Origin of the sequence: Novosphingobium sp. KACC 22771, assembly GCF_028736195.1 — a bacterium.
GTDB lineage: Bacteria > Pseudomonadota > Alphaproteobacteria > Sphingomonadales > Sphingomonadaceae > Novosphingobium.
The window spans coordinates 787,968-810,745 of sequence record NZ_CP117881.1 but is presented as its reverse complement, the minus strand read 5'-3'; the positions used below and the strand labels follow the sequence as shown (position 1 = coordinate 810,745).

Sequence of the window (22,778 nt, the reverse complement as noted above, 5' to 3'; positions counted from 1 at the left end):
ATGATCCGCTTTCTGCTCGACGGGCAAGTGATGGAAATCGAGGCGGGCGCGCAGGAAACCGCGCTGCACCTGATCCGCGAAAGGCTGGGCCGCAAGGGCACCAAGGAGGGCTGCGGCGAGGGCGATTGCGGGGCCTGCACAGTGCTGCTGGGCGAGACTGTGGATGGGGCGGTGCAATGGCGTGCGGTCAATTCCTGCATCCTGTTTGCCCCGATGCTGGACGGCAAGGCGCTGGTGACGGTGGAGAGCCTTGGCGCGCCCGACCGGCTCTGCGCGGTGCAGGGCGAGATGGTGACGCGCCATGGCAGCCAGTGCGGCTTTTGCACCCCCGGTTTCATCATGAGCATGGAAGGCCGCGCGCGGGGCGGATTGGGCACCGTGGGGCGCGATGGCCCCCGGCCGGTGGCCGATGTGCTCTCGGGCAATCTGTGCCGCTGCACCGGCTATGGTCCTATACTGGACAGCGCGGCGGCTTGCCGCCCCGCCCCGCGTGATGATGGCGATGTGCTGGCGGGTCTGGCCGCCCTGCCGCGTGGCGAGGGCGATAACTGGCATGCGCCGCGTTCGGTTGATGAACTGGCCGCGCTGTTGGTGGACTATCCCGAGGCGCGGATCGTGGCCGGGGCCACCGATGTCGGCCTGTGGGTGACCAAGCAATTGCGCGATCTCGGGCGGGTGATCTTCATCGGCGATGTGGCCGATCTGCGCGGGATTGAGGAGAATGAGGCGGGCGTCACGCTGGGCGCGGGGGTGCGCTATTCCGATGCCTGGGATGTGCTGGCGCGGCTCCACCCGGATCTGGGCGAGCTGGTGCGGCGGATCGCCGGGACGCCGGTGCGCAATGCGGGCACGATCGGCGGCAATATCGCCAATGGATCGCCGATCGGCGACATGCCGCCTGCGCTGATCGCTCTGGGCGCGACATTGACGCTGCGTCGGGGCGATGTGCGGCGCGAAATCGCGCTGGAGGACTATTTCCTCGCCTATGGCAAGCAGGACCGGCGCGAGGGGGAATTTGTCGAAGGCGTCTTCATCCCCCGCCCCGCGCCCGATGCGGTGATCGCCATCACCAAGCTGTCCAAGCGGTTTGACAGCGATATTTCGGCGGTGCTGGGGGCGTTTCATCTAACGCTGGCCGATGGCGTGATTGCCCGCGCGCGCATCGCCTTTGGCGGCATGGCGGCCACGCCCAAACGCGCCCATGCCACCGAGGAGGCGTTGATCGGCAAACCATGGGAGGAGGCCAGCATCGAGGCGGCAATCCCGGCTCTCTCCCGCGATTATCAGCCGTTGAGCGATGTGCGCGGATCATCGGCCTATCGCCTTGCCGTGGCGGGCAATCTGCTGCGCCGCCTCTGGCTGGCCCAAAACGGCGAGGCGGTCAGCGTGCTGGAGGTGAGCCATGGCTGAGGTTCACACGCCCCATATCCACGACAGCGCCCGCCTGCATGTGACGGGCGCGGCGGCCTATATTGACGATCTGCCCGCGCCTGCCGGGCTGCTGCATCTGGCCTTTGGCCTTTCGGCGCGGGCGCATGCGCGGGTGCTGGGCATCGATCTGTCGGCGGTGCGCGCCGCGCCGGGCGTGGTGGGGGTCTATACGGCCGCTGATATTCCCGGCGCCAACAACATCGGCCCGCTGCGCCATGACGAACCCCTGCTGGCCGAAGGCGAAGTGCATTTTGCCGGGCAACCGTTGTTTGTGGTCGCGGCGCAAAGCCACGATTCTGCCCGCCGCGCCGCCCGATTGGCCAAGGTGGATTATGAGGATCTGCCCGCGCATCTGACCGTGGCGCAGGCCCTGGCGGCAGGCGACCATATCGAGCCGACCCAGCGCATGGCGCGCGGCGATGCCGAGGCCGCCTTGGCCGCCAGCCCCCGCCGCTTGCAGGGGGCGCTGGAGATCGGCGGTCAGGAGCATTTCTACCTCGAAGGGCAAATCGCGCAGGCGATGCCGATGGAGGACGGCCAGACCCATGTCTGGTCCTCGACCCAGCATCCGTCCGAGGTCCAGCATCTGGTCGCCCATCTGCTGGGCCGCCCCAGCGCCGATGTAACGGTGGAAGCGCGGCGGCTGGGAGGCGGCTTTGGCGGCAAGGAGACGCAGGCCACCGCGCCCGCCGCCGCCTGCGCGCTGGTGGCGATGAAGACCGGACGGCCCGCCCGGATGCGCTATGATCGCGACGATGACATGGTGCTGACGGGCAAGCGGCATGATTTCGTCATCACCTATGATGTCGGCTTTGACGACGATGGCGTGCTGACCGGGCTGAAGCTCGATCTGGCCTCGCGCTGCGGGATCAGCATGGACCTCTCGCCCTCGATCAACGACCGGGCGATGTTTCATGCCGACAATGCCTATTGGCTGCCTGCGGTGGAAATCCTCAGCCACCGTCTGCGCACCAACACCGTGTCGAACACCGCCTTTCGCGGCTTTGGCGGGCCGCAGGGCATGATCGCCATCGAGCGGATCATGGACGATGTGGCGGCCAGCGTGGGGCGCGATCCGCTGGCGGTGCGCCGGGCCAACCTCTATGCGCCGGGGCGCGACATCACGCCCTATGGGATGCGCGTGGCCGATAATGTCGCGCGCCAGATCATGGAGGAGCTGGCAGCCTCCTGCGATTACGAGGCGCGGCGGGCGGCGGTGGCGGCGTTCAACGCATCCCACCGCGTGCTTAAAAAGGGCATCGCCCTCACCCCCGTCAAATTCGGCATCAGCTTTACCGCCCAGCATCTCAATCAGGCGGGCGCGCTGGTGCTGGTCTATGCCGATGGCTCGGTGCAATTGAACCATGGCGGCATCGAGATGGGGCAAGGGCTTTACACCAAGGTGGCGCAGGTGGTGGCCGATGTGTTCGCCCTGCCGCTCTCGCGCATCCGCATCACCGCTACACGGACGGACAAGGTGCCCAACACCAGCGCCACGGCGGCCTCTTCGGGGTCGGACCTGAACGGCATGGCGGCCTATCATGCGGCGATGGAGATCAGGGGGCGGATGGCGGGATGGCTGGCCGCGCAAAACGGGGTGGCGGTTGATGATGTGCGCTTTACGCCCGAGGGCGTGGTGGCGGGCGATGCGGTGCTGCCCTTTGCCGCGCTGGCGCGCATGGCCTATATGGCGCGGGTGCAACTATGGGCCAGCGGTTTTTACGCCACGCCCGAGATCCACTATGACCGCGCCGCGCATCACGGCCGCCCGTTCTATTACTTCGCCTATGGCGCGGCGTGCAGCGAGGTGGTGATCGACACGCTGACGGGCGAGCATAAGGTGCTGCGGACGGATATTCTCCACGATGCGGGGCGCTCGCTCAATCCGGCGATTGATCTGGGCCAGGTCGAGGGCGGGTTCGTTCAGGGCATGGGCTGGCTGACCACCGAGGAGCTTGTTTTCCATCCCGATGGCCGCTTGCTCAGCCACGCGCCCAGCACGTATAAAATCCCCACCGCCAGCGACCGCCCCGCCCATATGGACATCCGCCTGTGGGAGCGCGGCGAGAATGTCGAGCCCACCATCCACCGCTCGAAAGCCGTGGGCGAGCCGCCCTTCATGCTGGCGATCAGCGTGTTCAGCGCTTTGAGCGAGGCGGTGATGGCAGCAGCCCCCGGTGTCGGCCTGCCCGCGCTGGATGCGCCCGCCACGCCCGAGCGGATTTTGCAGGCCATTGCGGAGTTAAAGGCGCGATGATGTGGCAGGAACTGGCCCGCGCCGCGCTGGGGTGCGAACCCGTCGCGCTCGTCACCGTGCTGGCCACCGAAGGGTCGGCACCGCGCGGGCCGGGCGCGCGCATGGCGATCACGGCGGGCGAAATGGCGGGCACCATCGGCGGCGGGCGGCTGGAGCATCAGTTGGTGGCGCAGGCCCGCGCCATTCTGGCCCATCCGGCGGGAAGCTGGCGGGTGCAGGATTATCCGCTGGGGCCTTTGCTGGGCCAATGCTGCGGCGGACGGGTGCGGGTGATGGTCGAACGCCTGGCCGATGCGGCATGGTTTGATGCGCCCACGCTGACCACTTTGCGCGAGGGAGGCGTGGAGCGGCGCGCATTGGGCGACAGGTCCGCCATGGCGATCCCCGCGCGCGGCCCCCTGCCCGCCCCCGGCTTTGCCTTTGCCGAGCCGCAGGATTGCAAGCGCCTGCCGCTGATGCTGTTTGGCGCGGGGCATGTCGGGCGGGCGATTGCCAGGCGGATGGGCGGATTGCCGCTCTCGCTGGGGTGGTATGACTGCCGCCCCGACTATGACGCGCCGGGTGTGGTGATCGCGCCCGAGGACGAGTTGGTCGAATGCGCGGCCAGCGCGAGGGGCGATCATGCGGTGCTGATCCTGACGCATGACCATGGGTTGGACTATCGGCTGGTGGCGGCGGCTTTGCGTTCGCGGGCGCGGTTCGTCGGGCTGATCGGTTCGGCCACCAAGCGGGCGCGGTTTCTGGCGCGGCTGCGGGCCGAGGGGGTGGATGCCTCGCGCCTGACCTGCCCCATCGGCATCCCCGGCATCACCGGCAAGGAGCCGGACACGATCGCCATTGCGGTCTTGGCGCAATTGCTTTCGCTGCCCCAAAGCGCGGCGATGGAGCAGGCGGCATGATCCATGCGTTTCGCGGCGAGATCCTGACAACGCCAGCCCCCGATGTGGTCCAGCATTATCCCGATGGCCTGCTGGTGGTCGAGGATGGCTTGGTGGTGGCGCTGGGCGCCTATGCCGATCTGGCGGAGCGGTTTGGCGATGTGGCGGTGGAAAGCCTGCCCGGCATGATCGTGCCCGGTTTTATCGACACCCATATCCATTATCCGCAAACCGGGCGCATCGCCGCCCATGGCGAGCAATTGCTGAGCTGGCTGGAGCAGCATATTTTCCCGGCGGAAAAGGCCTTTGCCGAGCGCGCCCATGCCGACCAAGTGGCCGCCTTCTTCCTCGACGAATTGCTGCGCAACGGCACAACCAGCGCGCTGGTCTTCGCCACCGTGCATGAGGGCAGCGTGGACGCCCTGTTCGAGGCGGCGATGACGCGCAACATGCGGATCATTTCGGGTAAGGTGCTGATGGACCTTGGGCCGGAAGGTCTGCGCGATACGCCGGAGGCCGCGCGGGGGGAAAGCGAGGCGCTGATCGCGCGGTGGCGGGGGCGCGGGCGGCTGGGCTATGCGGTGACGCCGCGCTTTGCGCTGACCTCGTCCGATGCGCAATTGCGCGTGGCTGGCGATCTGCTGGCGGCGCACGATGATGTGATGATGCACACGCATATGGCCGAAAACACGGGCGAATGCGCCGCGGTGGAGGCGCGCTTTGGCGCGGCGCATTATATTGACGCCTATGACCGGTTTGGGCTGGTGGGACCGCGATCCTTGTTTGCCCATTGCATCCATATGAATGACGCGGCGATGGCCCGCATGGGCGAGGCAGGCTCCTCAATCGCCTTTTGCCCGACCAGCAATCTGTTTCTGGGGTCTGGCCTGTTCGATCTGGCCCATGCAGATCGCTTCGGGGTGTGCGTGGGGTTGGGGACCGACGTTGGCGCGGGGACCAGTTTCTCGATGCTGACGACCCAGGGCGAGGCCTATAAGGTATGCCAGATGCGGGGCGCGGTGCTCGATCCGTTTCGCGCGCTCTATCTGGCGACGGCCGGGGGGGCGCGGGCGCTGGGCCTGTCGGACCGGGTCGGCGGATTGCAAGTTGGGCAGGAGGCGGACTTTATCGTGCTCGATCCCGGCGCCACGCCTTTGCTGGCGATGCGGACGCAGGGCGCGGGGCTGGCGGAAAAGCTGTTTGCCATGCAGGTGCTGGGCGATGACCGCTGCGTGGCGCATACCTATATCGCTGGCATCCTTGCCCATTCACGATAGGATCAGGCCATGAGCGACCTCGACACCTTCATCACCGGCATCCCCAAGGCCGAACTCCACCTGCATATCGAGGGCAGCCTTGAGCCGGAACTGATGTTCGAACTGGCGCGGCGCAACCGTGTGGCGATCCCCTTTGCCAGTGTCGAGGACGTGCGCGCGGCCTATCAGTTCTCGAACCTTCAGGACTTTCTCGACATTTACTACGCCGGGGCGCAGGTGTTGCAGACCGAGCAGGATTTCCACGATCTGGCCGCCGCCTATTTTGCGCGGGCGCGCTCCGATGGTGTGCGCCACGCCGAGATCTTCTTCGACCCCCAGACGCATACCGACCGTGGCATTCCCTTTGACGTGGTGATGGAGGGCCTGCTCTCGGGCATGGCGGCGGTGGAGGGCGTAAGCTCGAAACTGATCCTGAGCTTCCTACGTCATCTGGACGAGGAAGCCGCCTTTGCCACATGGGCATCAGCGGAAAAATGGCTGGACCGGATTGCGGGCGTGGGGCTCGATTCGTCCGAACTGGGCCATCCGCCGTCGAAATTCGCCCGCGTGTTTGCCGCCGCCGGAGAGGCAGGGTTGAAGCGCGTGGCCCATGCCGGTGAGGAAGGCCCGCCCGCCTATGTCCATGAGGCGCTCGACCTGCTCCATGTCGACCGAATCGACCATGGCAACCGCGCGCTGGAAGACCCCGCGCTGGTTGAACGGCTCGCGCAATCGGGCATGACGCTGACGGTCTGCCCGCTCTCCAACCTGAAATTATGCGTGGTGGGCGATCTGGCCGATCATCCCATCGACCGGATGCTGGATCTGGGATTGAACGCCACGATCAATTCGGACGATCCGGCCTATTTCGGCGGCTATGTGGCCGAAAATTACCGGGCAGTGGCCCATGCGCGCAACCTTGGCAAAGCCCAGATCGCACAATTGGCCCGCAACAGCTTTACCGGCTCGTTTCTGAACGAGGCGGAGATTGCCCGACATCTGGCGACAATCGAGGAATTTACCCGCCAAAACTAGATTTTGTGCCTCCACGGGCCGCCCGACTCGGCCTGCCCCAAAAAAAGAACAAGCCAAACGGCAAATTTCCCGCTATGGGCGCCCCATATGACGGGCTGCTGGCTGTTGTCGCGCCCTCTTTGGCCCCTTTGGCGGCCTGTTACCGAATGTTTCCATTCCTCCTGCCCCCACCGGGGCAGAGCCACAAGAGTTTGCATGACCGAATCGAACCTTCCCGCCACGCTCGCCCCCTGCATCCTTCGCGCCATCGAGGCGCAGGGCTACTCCTCGCTGACCGAGGTGCAGTCCAGCGTCATCAAGGAGGAAGCGCATGGCCGCGACCTCATCGTTTCGGCGCAGACCGGATCGGGCAAGACCGTGGCCTTTGGCCTTGCGATGGCCAATGACCTGCTGGATGGCGGCGAAATGCTGCCGCCCGCGCGCGATCCGCTCGCGCTGATCATCGCCCCCACGCGCGAACTGGCGCTGCAGGTCAGCCGCGAGCTGACCTGGCTCTATTCGCAGGCGGGCGCCCGTATCGTCACCTGCGTGGGCGGCATGGACCCTGTGAAGGAGCGCCGCCAGCTCAACTTTGGCGCGCATATCGTCGTCGGCACGCCGGGCCGTCTGCGCGACCATCTGGAGCGCGGGGCGTTTGACCTCTCGGGCCTGAAGGCCATCGTGCTGGACGAAGCGGACGAAATGCTCGACATGGGCTTCCGCGAGGATCTGGAACAGATCCTGGAAGCCACGCCCGAAACCCGCCGCACGCTGCTGTTCTCGGCCACGATGCCGGGTCAGATCGTGGCGCTGGCCCGCCGCTATCAGCGCGACGCGCTGCGCATTTCGACCGTGGGCGAAAACCGCGGCCATGGCGATATCGCCTATCAGGTGATGACCGTGGCCCCGGCCGACATCGAACATGCCGTGGTCAACCTGCTGCGTTTCCACGAGGCCGACACCGCGATCCTGTTCTGCGCCACGCGCGACAATGTGCGCCACCTGCACGCCACGCTGGTCGAGCGCGGCTTTGCCGCTGTGGCCCTGTCGGGCGAGCACAGCCAGAACGAGCGCAATAACGCGCTGCAGGCTCTGCGCGACCGCCGCGCCCGCGTCTGCGTGGCCACCGACGTTGCCGCGCGCGGCATCGACCTGCCCAATCTGACGCTGGTGGTCCATGTGGAAATCCCGCGTGACGCCGAAACGCTTCAGCACCGTTCGGGCCGCACGGGCCGCGCGGGCAAGAAGGGCACCGCTGTCCTTATCGTGCCCTTCCCGCGCCGTCGCCGGGTGGAAATGATGCTGCGCGGCGCGCGGATCGAGGCCGAATGGACCGAGGTTCCCAGCCCCGAAGCCATCCGCGCCGCCGACCGTCAGCGCATGCTCGACAAGCTGCTGGCCCCGGTCGATGCCGAGGACGATGCCGAGGATCTGGCCATCGCCGAAGAGCTGATGAGCCAGCGCAGTGCGCAGGAACTGGCGCTGGCGCTGGTTCGCTCGCATCGCGCCTCGCTGCCCCAGCCCGAAGAGCTGATCGCATCTGCGCCCGACAACATCCGTCAGGCCCACCACCGCGCCGGCTTTGAAGATGTGGCATGGTTCCGCATCGACATTGGCCGTCAGCAGAACGCCGATCCGCGCTGGATCCTGCCGCTGCTGTGCCGTCGCGGCCACGTCACGCGTGGCGAGATCGGCGCGATCCGCATCGGCGCCAACGAAACCTTTGTGCAGATCCCGCGCAATCTGGCCGACCGTTTCGGCAATGCCGTGGCGCGCACTGCCGTTCCGGGCAGTGACGATGAGTCGGGCGTCAACATCGAGCCCAGCGCCACCGGCCCGCGTGAACAGGCCCGCGAACACCGCAAGGGCCGCCACGCCCCCGGCGCACGCCGTCCTCCGCACAGCGAAGGCCATGCCCAGCACCCGCATGGCGTGAAGCCCTATCGCCCCAAGCCTGCGGGCGGTAAGGGCGGCTTTGGCGGCGGCTTTAAGGGCAAAGGCCCGCGCGGCCGCGACTGAGGCTCGTCCATAACAAACAAAAAGGGCGGCGGAACCAACCCGGTTCCGCCGCCCTTTTTGCTGTGCCCGGATGGGGCGCTTTTGGATGCGCCCCATCCGGGCGCGAAGGGGATTAACCCTCCGCCGCAGCCGGATGACGCGCAAACCAGCCGAAATAGGCGATCACCGCATAGCAGATCGCGGGCAAGGCCAGCGACAGGGCCAGGCTGCCCATGCCATCGGCAATCGCGCCCGTGGCCAGAGGCACCACCGCGCCGCCGAAGATGGCGATGTTGATGATGCCCGAACCATCGGCCGCCTTGGGGCCCAGCCCTTCGCAGGCGAGGCTAAAGATAGTGGGGAACATGATCGAGTTCATCAGCCCGATCAGCAGCAGGCTGTAGGCCGCAACCACCCCATGCGTGTTGGTGGAAATCAGGATCAGCGCAATCGCGCCAATCGCGTTGAAGGCCAGCACCTTGCCCGGCGATACCACGCGCAGCAGCGCCGAACCGAGGAAGCGGCCCACCAGCGCGCCTGCCCAGTAATAGGGAATATAGCCGCCCGCCGCCGCATCATCGAGGCCCAGCACGTTCGACTGCTTCAAATAGTTGACGATCAGCGAGCCGATCGACACTTCCGCGCCGACATAAAGGAAGATGCAGAGCGCGCCCAGACCGAAGCGCTTTTGCGAAAGCAGCGCAAAGCCCGCAGCCAGCGAAGTCTTTTCGTGACGCTCGCCCTTCAAACGGTTGCGGTTGAACCACACCACGCCCGCCACCAGCGCCAGCGCGGCGGCCAGCAGCGTATACGTGTTCACAACGGTCTGAGTTTCGGCCATGCGATAGGCATCAAGCGCAGGTCCCGTCAGGTCCTCGGCCTTCACGTCCTTGAGGCGGCCAAGGATCAGCGGCGCGCCCACCAGCGGGAAAATCACCGTGCCAAGGCTGTTGAACGCCTGCGCAAAGGTCAGGCGGCTGTGCGCCGTCTTGGCCGGGCCAAGCAGCGAAATCAGCGGGTTGGTGACAACCTGCACCACCACCACGCCGCTGGCCAGCACGAAGAGCGCGGCAAGAAAGATGGCATATGTCGCGCTTTTGGACGCCGGGATGAAGAGCAGGCAGCCCACCATCATGATCAACAGCCCCGCCACCGCGCCGCGCATATAGCCGATCCGCTTGACCAGCGCGGCACCGGGCAGGCCGATCAGCGCATAGGCGGTAAAGAAGCAGAACTGCACCAGCATCGCCTGGGTGTAATTCAGCGTGAAGAGATCCTTCAGCTTGGGAATGATGACGTCATTCAGGCTGGTGATGCCGCCGAAGATGAAGAACAGCGCCATGACAAACAGGCGCAATTCCGGTGCGTCGATATTCTGGCCCGCCTGCGCGCTGCCTTTGGTGTCTGGAGCCAATGCCATGGGCGTAAATCCCCCTCCTCTTGTGCCTTTGTGCGCCTGTCATATCGACAGATCCCGTTGCAGCAATGGCGCGGCCGCAGATATAGGTATGCAAGGCGCCAAGCGGCCCAGCCCTCGGCAATCCAGACAACGTTGTCAAGCGTCTGTCCATCACGCATACGCTTGCAAATTGGCTCGCCTTGACGAAAAAGCGATGAATGGTGCCCGCATCCCTCTCTGTTCAGCCTGTGGTGGATGCTTCGGCATGGCTGATGCCATGGCTGGACATGGCGGCAACGGCCGTTTTTGCGGTCTCGGGCGCGCTGGCGGCGGCGCGGATGCGCAAGACGCTGGTCACCTTCATGTTTTTCGGCGCGATCACGGGCGTGGGCGGAGGCACCTTGCGCGATGTGCTGATCGGGGCGCCGGTATTCTGGATGCATCGGTCCGCGCCGATTGCGATTTGCCTGGGTGCGGCGCTGCTGGTGTGGTTCACCCCGCGCAGGGTCTGGCCCGAACAGGCGCTGGAATGGTTCGACGGCATCGGCCTTGCCGCCTACAGCGTGTTTGGCGCGGCCAAGGCGCTGTCTTTTGGCATACCGCCGCTGCCCGCCGCGATCATGGGGGTGGTGACAGCCTGCATGGGCGGGATTTTCCGCGATATGCTGGCCGGCGTGCCATCGATCGTGCTGCGGCCCGAGATTTACGTCACGGCGGCCGCGCTGGCGGCGGGGGGCTATGTCGCCTTGGTCAGCATAGGGGCCTATGGCTGGGTGGCGATGGCGGCGGGCTTTCTGGGCGGGCTGGTCCTGCGCTTTGCCGCGATCCGCTGGCAATTGGGGCTTCCGGCTTACAAAGACCTCTAGGCGAAACATTTAGGTTCTTGCGCCGCCCCGATATTGGGCGCAGACAGTAACCTATGCGGCACAAGGAGCTTCGTCTCGCCCTGGTCTGTTACGGCGGGATCAGCCTTGCGGTTTACATGCATGGCGTGACCAAGGAAGTGTGGAAACTGGCCCGCGCCAGCCGCTTTCGCCACAGCCCCGATGAGCTTTTACCCAGCGAACGGATCTATGCCCAGATGCTGGAGCGGATCGCCGAGCGCACGGCGATCCAGTTGCGCGTGCTGCCCGATATTGTGGCCGGGGCCAGCGCGGGGGGCCTGAACGGCGTGTTTCTGGCCCAGGCGATCCACAGCGGGCAATCGCTTGAACCCTTGACGCGGCTGTGGCTGGAGCGGGCCGATATCGACTGCCTGCTCGATGCCGATGACAAGGGCTGGACCGGCTTTGCCAAGCAATGGGCGGTGCCTTTGGTGCGGATGCTGCTGGCGCGCACATCGCCCATTTCGCACACCTCATCGGCCATTGACGACGAGATCCGCGCCAAGCTCAACCGGCTGGTACGCTCACGCTGGTTCGAGGCGCCCTTCAGCGGGATCGGCTTTTCGCGCCTGATCGCCGAGGCGCTGGATGCCATGGCGGGCGGGGCTTGCGGGGCGGCGCTGCTGCCGCGGGGCCATCCGCTCGACCTGTTCACCACCGCGACCGATTATGCCGGGCATCCCGAAAAGGTCGCGCTCAACAGCCCGCCATGGGTGGAGGAACGCGAACATCGGGTAGACATCAGCTTTCGCGCCCATGCCGGGCATGGCGCCTTGGCGGCCCTGCCCGAACTGGTCTTTGCCGCACGCGCCTCGGCCAGTTTTCCCGGCGCTTTCCCGCCGCTGCTGCCCACCGAAATCGACCGGCTGATGACCGAACGCGACCAGGAATGGAGCGGGCGCGCCGCCTTTCTTTCGCGCGTGCTGCCCGCCCATTTTGCCGCTGGAACGGTGGATGAGGCGGCCTTGATGGATGGCTCGATCCTCGTCAACGCGCCCTTTGCGCAGGCCATCGCCGCCCTGCCCTCGCGCCCCGCCGAGCGCGAGGTGGACCGGCGCCTGCTCTATATCGACCCGACGCAGGATGCCGTCGCCAACCTGCGCCCCACCGGCGCGCCCGGCTTTTTCAGCGTCATTTTTCGCGCCATTTCGACCATCCCGCGTGAACAGCCGATCCGCGACAATCTGGAGGCCCTGGCCCGGCAATCGGCCGAAATGGCCCGCGTGCGCCAGATCATGGCCGCGATCCAGCCCGAGGTGGAGGCCTCGGTGCGCCTCGCGCTGGGGCGCGGTGTGCTGAACACCTGCCCCGATGGCGCGCAAATGGCGGCGTGGCGACAGGCATCCCATGCCGCCGCCGTCGAACAGGCCGGATTTGCCTATCAGGCCTATGCGCGGATGAAGCTGGAGATCACGCTGGACGCCTTGGCGCAGGCATTGACCCCCGATGAGCCGATGACGCCGCAGGCAGAACAGACGGGCGCGGCCATCCGCCGGGCGCTGGGCCGCTGGGCCGAAGCCAATCTGCGCGCAAGAGGCACCGCCGGGCAAAGCATGTCGAGCGAGATGCACGCCTTTTTGCGCAGCCATGACAGCGGGTTCCGCCTGCGCCGGATGCGCCACCTGATCCGCCGGTTGGAGGAAGCGCGCGAGGAATTGACCGATGTTTCCGCCCACCACCACGCCGCCGCGCGCGATGCGGCATGGCAGGGGCTGTCGCTGGCGTTAAGCGTGGAAGGGCCGGTGGCGGTCGAATCGGCGCGGGTCCTGATCCATCCGGGCGATGTCCTGCGCGAAATCGCCTCGGCGGGGGCGCTGCCGCATCTGGATGCGCGGATCGATGCGCTGCTGGTTGATGCCATCCGCCATCTGCCCGCCGCCTTGGGCCAGGTGATGCTGCTGGCCTATCTGGGCTTTGCCTTTTACGATGTGGCCACGCTGACGCTGACGCGCGGACAGGGCGAGGCCGAGATGAACCCGGTCAAGATCGACCGTATATCGCCGCGCGATGTGGCGCGGGGGGAAAGCGCAACGGGCCTGTCGCGCCGTCTGAAAGGCGAGGAATTTCATCACTTTGCCGCCTTCTTCAGCCGCGCCTATCGCGAACATGATTACTTGATGGGGCGGTTGCAGGGCGCGGCGCGCATGGTCGATTTGTTAAAGTCCACCGCCCCCGGCACCTTCCTGCCACAGGAAACCTCAGAACTGCTGAGCGCGTTGTTTCGGGCGATTCTGGACGAGGAGGAGGGCAAGCTGACGGCCGATTCGGGCCTGATTGCCGGGCTTCGCGCCGAGTTGCCGATTCGCCCCTATTAAGAATTTAGGCCCCAAAAACGCCCGAAATCCCAAGAATCTCGCTCGAAAAACACCCCGAAGTTAGCGTTTGTTAACCATTTACATGCAGGTTTATACGGGAACAAACCTAGGGGTCGATTCATGCGTAAGGACGTGGCCAATCTGCTGGCCAAATTAGGCAAGCGGGAATTCCATTACCAGGAATTTGCGGATCGCTTCAGCGATGTGGAACTCTGGCCCCTGTTTGAAACGCTGATCAACGATCCGCGTATCCTTAACGCTCCGCCCGCACAGGATCATGGCGAGGTGGCGATCACCGCCAATGCCGCCCACGCGGCCGCCGCCCACGCCGTCACGCCCGCCGCGCAGCCTGAAAGCGAAGCGCCGCGCGCCGAGGCCGCCCCGGCCTCCAAGGATCTGAGCAGCCTGTTCGCCCGCTATGGCGGCCAGAACACCGAAGACGCGCCCGGCGATGTTCATGCCCTGCTGCAAAAGCTGGCCCAGCAAATCGAACAAGGAAAGCTCTGATGCCGCTGATCCTTTGCCATTCGCCCAAGGGCGGCGCCGGCACCAGCTTTGTGGCCGCCCATTTGGCCATGGCGCTGGCCGAGGCCGGTCATGGCGCCACCGCCATCGACATGACCCGTCAGGACAGTCTCAAGCTCTATTTCGGCCTGAAACCGATCAGCGAGATCCCCGATCTGGAAGCGCCCGAGAGCCAGGGCCTGACGGTGGGCGGCGTGTCGCTGCGTCAGGGCTGGCGCGCCACGCATGAGCCCGCCTTTGCCAATGCGCTCGACAATGGCGAACTGCCCTTTTCGGGCGGTACATTCGTGGTGGCCGACATTGCCAGCGACGATACCGTGCTGCGCGATCAGCTGCTGCCCCATGCCGCGCTGATGGTGGTGCCGGTCTCGCCCACCGCGCTGGGTCTGGCCGCGCTGACGCAGGTTATTCCGGGCACGCCGCTGATCGATCTGGATTACACCGCCTTCATCATCAACCGGCTGGATGAAACCCGCCGCTTCGCCCGCAACGCCAACAGTTTTCTGCGCGAACTGCTGGGGGGCAAGCTGATCGGGTCGATCCACGAGGACGAATCGGTCAACGAAGCCGTCGCCATGGCCAAGCTGCTGCCCGCCCATGCCCCGGCCAGCGGCGCCCTGGCCGACATCCGCGCTCTGGCCAAGACCATCGCGCAGGTTTGCGCTCCCCCCCAGACGGAGGAAGAAGCGGCGTGATCGATTATCTCCCCAAGATTGGCCGTCTGGCCGGATGGGTGCTGCTGGCGATGGTCGCGGTGGCGGTCATCACCGTGCCGCTGGACGCCAAATCGCAATGGCAATTTGCCGGCGCCACCATCGTGGGCGCGCTGATCATCAACCGCTGGAAATCGCAAAAGGGCGCGCTGGCCATCGGCCTGCTCTCGCTGATCGTGTCCACCCGCTATCTGTTCTGGCGCACCACCCAGACGCTGTCCTTCGGCGGCCCGCTCGAAGCGGCGCTGGGCACGGGCCTCTATCTGGCCGAAGCCTATGCCTGGGTCATCCTCGTGCTGGGCTTTATTCAGACCAGCTGGCCGCTCTATCGCCCCGTGGTGGAACCGGCGGGCGATCCCTCGCAATGGCCTACGGTGGACGTTTACATCCCCACCTATAACGAGAGCCTCTCGATCGTGCGCAACACGGTCTATGCCGCGATGGACATGGATTATCCGGCCGACCGCTTCAACGTCTATATTCTGGACGACGGCAAGCGCCCGGAATTCAAGGCTTTCGCCCGCAAGGCGGGCTGCGGCTATATCACGCGCGACAACAACCTGCACGCCAAGGCGGGCAATATGAACGCGGCGATGAAGAAGACCGACGGCAAGCTGATCGCGATCTTTGACTGCGACCACGTGCCCACCCGCTCGTTCCTTCAACTTTCGGTCGGCTGGTTTGACAAGGATCCCAAGCTGGCGTTGATGCAGACGCCGCACCACATGTATTCGCCCGATCCGGTCCAGCGCAATCTGGGCAATGTGGTGGGCGACATGCCGGGCGAAGGCGACCTGTTCTATGGTCCGGTGCAGGGCGGCAACGATCTGTGGAACGCGGCTTTCTTCTGCGGCTCCTGCGCGATCATCCGCCGCGAGGCGCTGGAGATCACCAACGGCTTTGCCGGTGAGACCGTGACCGAAGACGCCCATACCGCACTCAAATTGCAGCGCATGGGCTGGAACACCGGTTATCTGGAGGCGCGCCTGTCGGCGGGCCTGGCCACCGAACGCTTCGTTCTGCACGTGGGCCAGCGCATCCGCTGGGCGCGCGGCATGACCCAGATCCTGCGCATCGACTGCCCGTTGTGGGGCAAGGGGCTGAGCATTACCCAGCGCCTTTGCTACCTGAACGCCATGATGCACTTTCAGTTTCCGCTGCCGCGCATCGTGTTTTTGACCAGCCCGCTGGCCTATCTGATCTTTGGCCAGAACATCATTCAGGCCTCGGCCTCGCTGATCTTCGCCTTCTCCGCGCCCCACCTCGTCTGTTCGCAGGTGTTCAGCGGCCGTTCGCAGCTTGGCTGGCGCCGCCCGTTCTGGGGCGAGGTCTATGAAACCATGCTGGCCTTCCATCTGGTCAAGCCCACGGTCATGACCTGGTTCCAGCCGCGCAAGGGCAAGTTCAACGTGACCGACAAGGGCGACCTGCTGGACCAGACCTTCTTTGACTGGGCCATTGTGAAGCCCCATCTGGTGGCCATCGCCCTGCTGGCGGGGGCCGTCTCGATGGGCTGGATCAAGCTGCTGTTCTTCCAGTCCAGCTTCAACATCCAGATCGACACGCTGCTGCTCAACACCGCTTGGGCCAGCTTCTCGCTGATCATCCTGCTGGCCGCCGTGTCGGTGGCGCGCGAAACGCGCCAGGCGCGCAAGGACATTCGCATCCATGCCGAACTGCCGGTCACGCTGTATCTGAAGTCGGGCCATGCCATCACCGGCGTCACGCGCGACATCTCGATGGGCGGCGCGGCTATCGTTCTGCCCGCCGATCTGCCGGTGCGCGAGCCGGAATTGACCCATATCGCGCTCGACATGGACGCTGACCGTTTGGTTATTCCTGTGGATACTATTCGCACGGCGCGCGGATACGCATTTGTACGGTTCCACCCGCTGGACATGGCCATGGGCCGCAAGCTAGTGCGTGCTGTTATGGGACGGGCAGATGCATGGCAAATGTCGGCACCTGATCCGGTGGGGGAACTGCGGTCTGTGAAAGATATTCTTGCCGTCGATCTGATGACGTTGAAGCGCCTGCTTGGTTTGAATGTCGAGGAACGTCGCCGGATGCGGGCCCAGCGCGCGCAGGCCGCCGCCGTCGCTGCTGAATTGCCCAGCAAGCCGGTTCAGACCGCCAAGGAAGCCGCCAAGGACAAGCCGACCGCGCGCCCCGAGGCATCGGCCGAGCCTGCCGAGCCGGAAGTGGTCGAGCGCCCCATGCTGATGGCGCGCCCGGTGGCCGCACCCAAGGGCATCGGCGGGGTCAAGGCCGCCGCCTGCCTGCTGGCGGTGATGGTCGCCTCGATGCTGGCCCCGCATGACGCCTTGCGCGCTCAGGCCCCGGTGGCCGCTGCCGCCACCACCGCGCCCGAGGCCGCTGCGCCCTCCGCCCCGCTGATTTCGACGGGCACCACCGGTACGCGCCGCGAACACCTGACCTTCAAGGACCTGCGTATCAAGACGCCGATCCGTCTGGCGGGCACGCGCGGCGAAATCGGCATTCCCTTCGGCATGCGCCCCAACGATATCGTCACCGACGCGCTGGTCACGCTGCGCGCGGCATGGAGCCCGGCGCTGCTGGGCGATCTGTCGCAGCTCGTCGTGCTGCTCAATGGCGAAGTGGTCCAGACCGTGCCCCTCACCCGCGACAATGCGGGCGGCATCACGCTCAAGATCCCGGTCAACCCCGCGCTGTTCCTGCCCGGCGACAACCAGCTCAACCTGCGCCTGATCGCGCATTACGCCCGCGATTGCGAGGACCCGTTCCACTCCTCGCTCTGGGCCAATGTCAGCAATGTTCAGTCCGGTTTTGACCTGACGGTGCAATCGTTGCCCAAGGCGCCCGATCTGGCCAGCCTGCCCGGCCCCTTCTTTGACCGCCACGACAATGGCGCGCTGCGCCTGCCCTTTGTGTTTGCCGCCGCGCCCACCCATGGCGATCTTGAGGCCGCCGCCAGCATCTCCTCGTGGATGGGCAGCCTTGCCTCCTATCGCGGTTTTGCCTTCAAGCCGATGGTGGGCCGCCTGCCCGCCGGCAATGCTATCGTGTTCATGAAGGCCCCCGCGCTGGGCATCAATGTGCCGATCAATGGCGCGACCGCCACGATGATCCGCAACCCGGCCGATGCCAGCGGCATGCTGCTGGTGATTGCCGGGCGCAATGATGCCGAAATCCGCCTTGCCGCCGCCGCTCTGGCCAGCGCCAAGGGCATTCCGGGCGGCGCCCAGATGAGCTTTGACAATGCCCGCGTGCCGACCTGGCCGCGCTATGGCGCGCCGCGCTGGCTGACCACGGGCCGCGAGGTCAAGCTGGGCGAGATCATGGCGCCCTATGCGCTGGTGGGCATGGGCCTGCCGCCCGGCCCGCTGGCCGCGCGCTTCCGTCTGGCCCCCGACCTGTTCTTCTGGCCCCGTCAGGGCGGCTCGCTCAGCCTTGGCTATACCTATCCCGACGCCAAGTGGCTGGACCGCGAAGGTTCGCGCATGGACGTGTCGATCAACGGCCAGTTCCTCAAGACCCTGCCCCTGACCGGGCTGACCTGGTGGCAGCGCCTGTGGTATGGTTCGGGCGCGAACAGCGTCAATGGTCGCGGCAATGTGGGTCTGCCCCGCTATAACCTGTTCGGCTCGAACGAGGTGGTCTTCGACTATAACCTCATCATGGCCGACAAGCAGAAGTGCACCGGCACGCTGCCTGAAAATGTGCGCGTGGGCCTTGATCCCAATTCGACCATCGACCTGACCGGCGCATGGCATGGGCTGCAGATGCCTGATCTGGCCAGCTTTGCAGGCGCGGGCTATCCCTTCACCGTGCGCCCCGATCTGTCGGAAACGGTGGTGGTGATGGATGAACACCCCAGCGAACCGGCGATCGAGGCTTTCCTCGACATGATGGGCCGTCTGGGCGATTCGACCGGCGTTGCCACCACGGGCGTCACCGTCTCGATGGGCGGCAATGGTGAACAGACGGCCGACCATGATGTGCTGGTGATCGGCAGCGCCAATCTGGCGGGCGGCGCGCTGTTCGCCAATGCGCCGCTGCGCAATGAGGGCGGCACGCTCAAGGTCACGGAACGCTCGCCCCTGCAATATGTCGAGAGCCTGTTTGGCGGCTGGGGCAAGGACAGCAAGGAAGACGTTGAAAACACCGTCTATGCCTCCAAGGGCTTTAACGGCATCGTCGCTTTTGAATCGCCCTTCTCCTCGGGTCGCAGCGTGGTGGCGCTGGTGGCGGATGACACCGCCACACTGCCCCAGTTGGTTGACGGCATGAGCGATGACAAGATCAACGCCCAGATCCAGGGCGACCTTGCCGTCACGACGGGCGACGGCATGAACAGCTTTGCCATCGGGCCGCGCTATTGGGCGGGCAGCCTGCCGCTCTGGATGAAAATGGCCTATTGGTTCAGCCAGCGCCCGCTGTTGATGGCGCTGAGCGGGGTGCTGCTGGCCCTGCTGCTGACCGGCCCTGTCTATCTGATCTTTGCCCGTCAGGCCAAGAAGCGCCTGCAAGGTGAAGCGCCTGCCGACCTGAACCAACACAAGGGGGACAAGAAGTGAGCATCGCCTCTCAACGCCGCGCAATGCGCTGGAATACAGGCGTAGCGCTGGCCGCAGCGATGCTGGCCTCTGGCATGGCATCCGCGCCCGCCCATGCGCAGGCATCGGGGGTCAAGACGCTGCTGGATCAGGCCCAATATTGGGAAGGCAAGGGGCGGCACGATCTGGCCGTGCAGGCATGGCGCCGCGCGCTCGAACTGGACCCGGCCAATGCGGTGGCCAAGCGGGCGCTCTCGCCCGCCGCCGCCCCGGCACCCGCGCCCCAGCCGACCCGCACTCTGGCCCCGGCGCCCCAGCCCGCCCGCGCCCCGGCCCCGCGCCCGGTAACGCCGCGCGCCGGGCCCGCACCGGTGGCGGCGGTCGAAAAGCCCGCCCCTGCGCCGCGCGCCGCCGCGCCCGCCGGTCCTTCGGCGGCCGACCGCGCCGGTCAGGCCCGCGTAATCGGTTTCCGCGAACTTCAGGACAATGATCTGGAAGGCGCCGAGCGGCAGTTCCAATCCGCCCTCTCGCGCAACAAGCGCGATGCCGATGCGCTGGGCGGGCTTGGTCTGGTCGATCTCAAGCGCGGCCGCTTTGCCCAGGCCCGCGATGCGCTGGCGCAGGCGAGCCAGCTTGGCGATGCGTCCAAATGGAAGGAAGCGCTGGAATCGGCGCGCTATTTCGCCTCGCTTCAGGAGGCGCAGGCGATGGTGACGCGCGGCGCATTGGACGATGCGCGCAAGGCCGCCGAGGCGCTGGTGCGCTCGGGCTATGCCGACAATGGCGGCGCCTATGAATTGCTGGCCGACATCTATGAGCGTCAGGGCCGGTTTGCCGATGCGGCGGACATGTATCGTCAGGCAGGCGGCGAGGACAGCACCAACGGCCAGCGTTTGCAGAGCCGGGCGGCGCGTGGGGCGGCGCTTTCGGCGGCGGCGCGCGGCGACGATTTCGGCGCAGAACAGGCGTTTCAGCAGGGCATCATGCTGGACCAGAGCGATCCGTGGATCCGCTATGAATTTGCCCGCTTCATGATCCGCCGGGGCCGCGTGCCCGAAAGCGAGAGCCTGATTGCCTCGCTGTCCTCCTCGACCGATCCCGATGCGCTCTATGCCGCCGCGATGCTCAATGCCGATCTGGGCCGCACCGCCAATGCGCAAGGGCTGATCGACCGTATCCCGGACGAGGCGCGCTCGGCGCCGATGCGCAATTTCGCCATCGGGCTGAAGATCGACACCGCCATCATCCGCGCCAAGCAGATTGCCGCCAACGGGCAAAAGGGCGAAGCGGTCGGTGTGCTCAAGCAATTGGGCGGCACCAAGGGCCTCTCGCCAGTCAAGCAGGCCGCGATTGCCGAGGCGCTGCTTGATCTGGGCGACAATTTCGACGCCGCCTCGATGGCCCAGCAGGCGATCAACGGGCCGGTTTCCGAAATCGCCGGTTATGAGGCGATCCTGCGCGTGGCCGTGCGCACGGGGCGCGATGATCTGGCCCGCACCGCGATGGCCAAGGCCACGCAATTGGCCGCAGGCGACCCCAATGGCCAGCGCGCCGTGGCCCGCATGGCCGCCAGCGCGGCCGCCCAGCAGGCCGACCGCCTGCGTCAGGCGGGTCAATTCGCGCAGGCCTTTGACGTGCTCCAGACCGCCTTCAACGCCGCGCCCGACAGCCCGGAAATCCTTTCCTCGCTGGCGCGGCTCTATCAGTCGGGCCGGATGAATGCCCGCGCGGCGCAGACCTTCCAGATGATTCTGGTGCGCGATCCCAAGAACCGCGATGCGCTCTCGGGCCTGATGGAAACCGCGCAGGCGGCGGGCGACAAGAGCCTGAGCCAGCAGGCGCAGGCCCAGTTGCTGCGTGAAAATCCGAATAATTACGAGGTATGGCTGGCCGCCGCCCGCACCGAGCAGGCACGCGGCAATGCCTCGGCCGCGACACGCTATTTCAAACAGGCCCGCGATGTCTATCAGCGCAGCAGCGGCACCAATAACGGCGCCAATCCCTTCGCCTCTTCGCCCTTTGCCGCCGATGGCATGCAGGCCGCGCAGCAGGCGCCCGACGCCAACCCCTTCCGCGCGCAGCAGCAACAGCAGCAGCCCGCCGCGCCCACGATGCCCAATCCCTTCACGCTGGGCGGGGGCACGCGTCTGCAAATGAGCACGGCGCAGCAGCCCGCAGGCTTTGCACCGCAAAACGGATACGCGCCGCAAAACGGGTATCAGCCCAATGGCGCGCCGCAGGGCGGTTTCTCGCCGCAGGGCAACAATCCGGCCTATGGCAACAATTTTGCCCCGCAATCGGCTCCGGCTCCGGCCACATGGGGCGGCCTGCCGGGCAACGGTTTTGCCGGAGGCGCCCAGAATAACGCCGCCCCTTTCGTGGCAACCCCGCAAGCACCCGTCGATCCAGTGCTGGCGGGAATTGAGCGCGACATTGCAGGCCTGGCCGCTGACAATGGCCCGCGCGCCGAGGTCAACGCCTCGTTCCGCGCGCGCAAGGGCGAAACCGGCCTCTCGCAATTAAGCGAGATGAAGACCAATGCCCAATTGTCCACCGGGCTTGGCCGCGGCCGCGTCTTTGCCCGCGCCGAGGCGGTGGTGATTGATGCCGGGCGGCCGACTGGGTCGGGCCTTGCCCGCTTTGGCCGCAACGCCACGATCGAGGCGCAGGCCATCGTCAACAAGGTCGCCTCCGCACTGATCAACGCCGAAACCCAGCGCGCCTCGGGCGTCGCGCTCAGCGCCGGTTATGCCGACAAGCTGGTTCAGGTCGAGGGCGGCACCACGCCGGTCGGCTTTGGCAACACGCGGGCCACATGGCGCGTGGCCGTCACGCCGCAAATGTCCGAGCATGCCACCGCGCGCGCATGGTTTGAACGCAAGCCGGTAACCGACAGCGTCGTCTCCTATGCCGGAACGCGCGATCCCGTCACGGGCCAGACCTGGGGCCAGGTGATGCGCACCGGGGGCGGTGTTGGTTACTCGTATGAAAACAATGGTAATGGCGCCTATGGTGACGTCAGCTATAACCGTTACAATGGCACGAATGTCGCCTCGAACAACAATGTCGAGGTCAATGTCGGCGGCTATATGCGGGCGTGGCGCGGCGAGCATTCCTCGATCACGGCGGGGATGAACGTCAATTATCAATCCTATGCCAACAACCAGAACCAGTTCACATGGGGCCAGGGCGGCTATTTCAGCCCGCAGAGCTTCCTCGCGCTCAGCTTTCCGATCCGCTATGCCTATGAAAAGGGCAATCTGGATCTGAAGGTGGCGGGCACGCCGGGCTTCCAGAGCTTTTCGCAAAACCGCACCGATCTGTATCCCAACGATGCAGCGGCGCAGGCTCAGTTGAACGCGCTGAAGGCCACCAACAGCGATGTGCGCAATTATTACGACAGTCTGAGCAAGACCGGTTTCGGCATGTCGGCCCAGACCTCGCTCTATTATCGCATCGGCCCGGCCACCCGCGTGGGCGGCGAGGTCAGCTATAATACTTTTGGCAATTATGACGAATTCCGCTCGATGCTGGGCATTCGTCAATCCCTTGGTAGCACCAAGTGAAGGG

General features: G+C 65.8%; 13 protein-coding genes. 12 read left to right on the top strand and 1 reads right to left on the bottom strand.

What is annotated here, in order from left to right; translation table 11 throughout:
* From xdhA to PQ467_RS03505, 6 genes are all read left to right on the top strand, one after another.
* Complete coding sequence (xdhA, locus tag PQ467_RS03530; RefSeq protein ID WP_274175175.1) at positions 1 to 1,410, top strand: xanthine dehydrogenase small subunit; 1,410 nt, start codon at positions 1 to 3, stop codon at positions 1,408 to 1,410.
* Complete coding sequence (gene xdhB / locus PQ467_RS03525; RefSeq protein WP_274175174.1) at positions 1,403 to 3,688, top strand: xanthine dehydrogenase molybdopterin binding subunit; 2,286 nt, start codon at positions 1,403 to 1,405, stop codon at positions 3,686 to 3,688. Before xdhA ends, xdhB begins: the two co-directional genes overlap by 8 nt.
* On the top strand, positions 3,685 to 4,587 hold the full coding sequence (gene xdhC, locus PQ467_RS03520) for a xanthine dehydrogenase accessory protein XdhC (RefSeq protein ID WP_274175173.1): 903 nt from the start codon (positions 3,685 to 3,687) through the stop codon (positions 4,585 to 4,587). Before xdhB ends, xdhC begins: the two co-directional genes overlap by 4 nt.
* Complete coding sequence (gene guaD, locus PQ467_RS03515; RefSeq protein WP_274175172.1) at positions 4,584 to 5,843, top strand: guanine deaminase; 1,260 nt, start codon at positions 4,584 to 4,586, stop codon at positions 5,841 to 5,843. The genes xdhC and guaD overlap by 4 nt, the downstream gene beginning before the upstream one ends.
* 9 nt (positions 5,844 to 5,852) lie before the next feature.
* A complete protein-coding gene (locus tag PQ467_RS03510) occupies positions 5,853 to 6,857 on the top strand; it encodes an adenosine deaminase (RefSeq protein WP_274175171.1) in 1,005 nt (334 codons plus the stop codon).
* 195 nt (positions 6,858 to 7,052) lie between these two features.
* Positions 7,053 to 8,855: a DEAD/DEAH box helicase gene (locus PQ467_RS03505; protein WP_274175170.1), complete on the top strand. Its 1,803-nt coding sequence runs from the start codon at positions 7,053 to 7,055 to the stop codon at positions 8,853 to 8,855.
* Between the two features lie 112 nt (positions 8,856 to 8,967).
* On the opposite strand, the gene PQ467_RS03500 is transcribed toward PQ467_RS03505, so the two are convergent.
* Positions 8,968 to 10,254 carry a sugar MFS transporter gene (locus tag PQ467_RS03500; protein ID WP_274175169.1) on the bottom strand — a complete coding sequence of 429 codons (1,287 nt, stop codon included), beginning with the start codon at positions 10,252 to 10,254 and terminating at the stop codon, positions 8,968 to 8,970.
* A gap of 197 nt (positions 10,255 to 10,451) precedes the next feature.
* Here PQ467_RS03500 and PQ467_RS03495 point away from each other — a divergent pair, with 197 nt between their 5' ends.
* From PQ467_RS03495 to PQ467_RS03470, 6 genes are all read left to right on the top strand, one after another.
* Positions 10,452 to 11,099, top strand: a complete 648-nt coding sequence (locus PQ467_RS03495) for a trimeric intracellular cation channel family protein (protein WP_274175168.1) — start codon at positions 10,452 to 10,454, stop codon at positions 11,097 to 11,099.
* A gap of 53 nt (positions 11,100 to 11,152) precedes the next feature.
* Positions 11,153 to 13,432, top strand: coding sequence for a patatin-like protein (locus PQ467_RS03490; RefSeq protein ID WP_274175167.1), 2,280 nt, complete (start codon positions 11,153 to 11,155; stop codon positions 13,430 to 13,432).
* A 120-nt stretch (positions 13,433 to 13,552) separates the two neighbouring features.
* Positions 13,553 to 13,939: a hypothetical protein gene (locus PQ467_RS03485; protein WP_274175166.1), complete on the top strand. Its 387-nt coding sequence runs from the start codon at positions 13,553 to 13,555 to the stop codon at positions 13,937 to 13,939.
* Complete coding sequence (locus PQ467_RS03480; RefSeq protein ID WP_274175165.1) at positions 13,939 to 14,652, top strand: nucleotide-binding protein; 714 nt, start codon at positions 13,939 to 13,941, stop codon at positions 14,650 to 14,652. Before PQ467_RS03485 ends, PQ467_RS03480 begins: the two co-directional genes overlap by 1 nt.
* A 50-nt stretch (positions 14,653 to 14,702) precedes the next feature.
* On the top strand, positions 14,703 to 19,229 hold the full coding sequence (bcsA, locus tag PQ467_RS03475; protein WP_443192992.1) for a UDP-forming cellulose synthase catalytic subunit: 4,527 nt from the start codon (positions 14,703 to 14,705) through the stop codon (positions 19,227 to 19,229).
* A complete protein-coding gene (locus PQ467_RS03470) occupies positions 19,226 to 22,774 on the top strand; it encodes a cellulose biosynthesis protein BcsC (RefSeq protein ID WP_274175163.1) in 3,549 nt (1,182 codons plus the stop codon). Before bcsA ends, PQ467_RS03470 begins: the two co-directional genes overlap by 4 nt.
* Positions 22,775 to 22,778 lie beyond the last annotated feature (4 nt).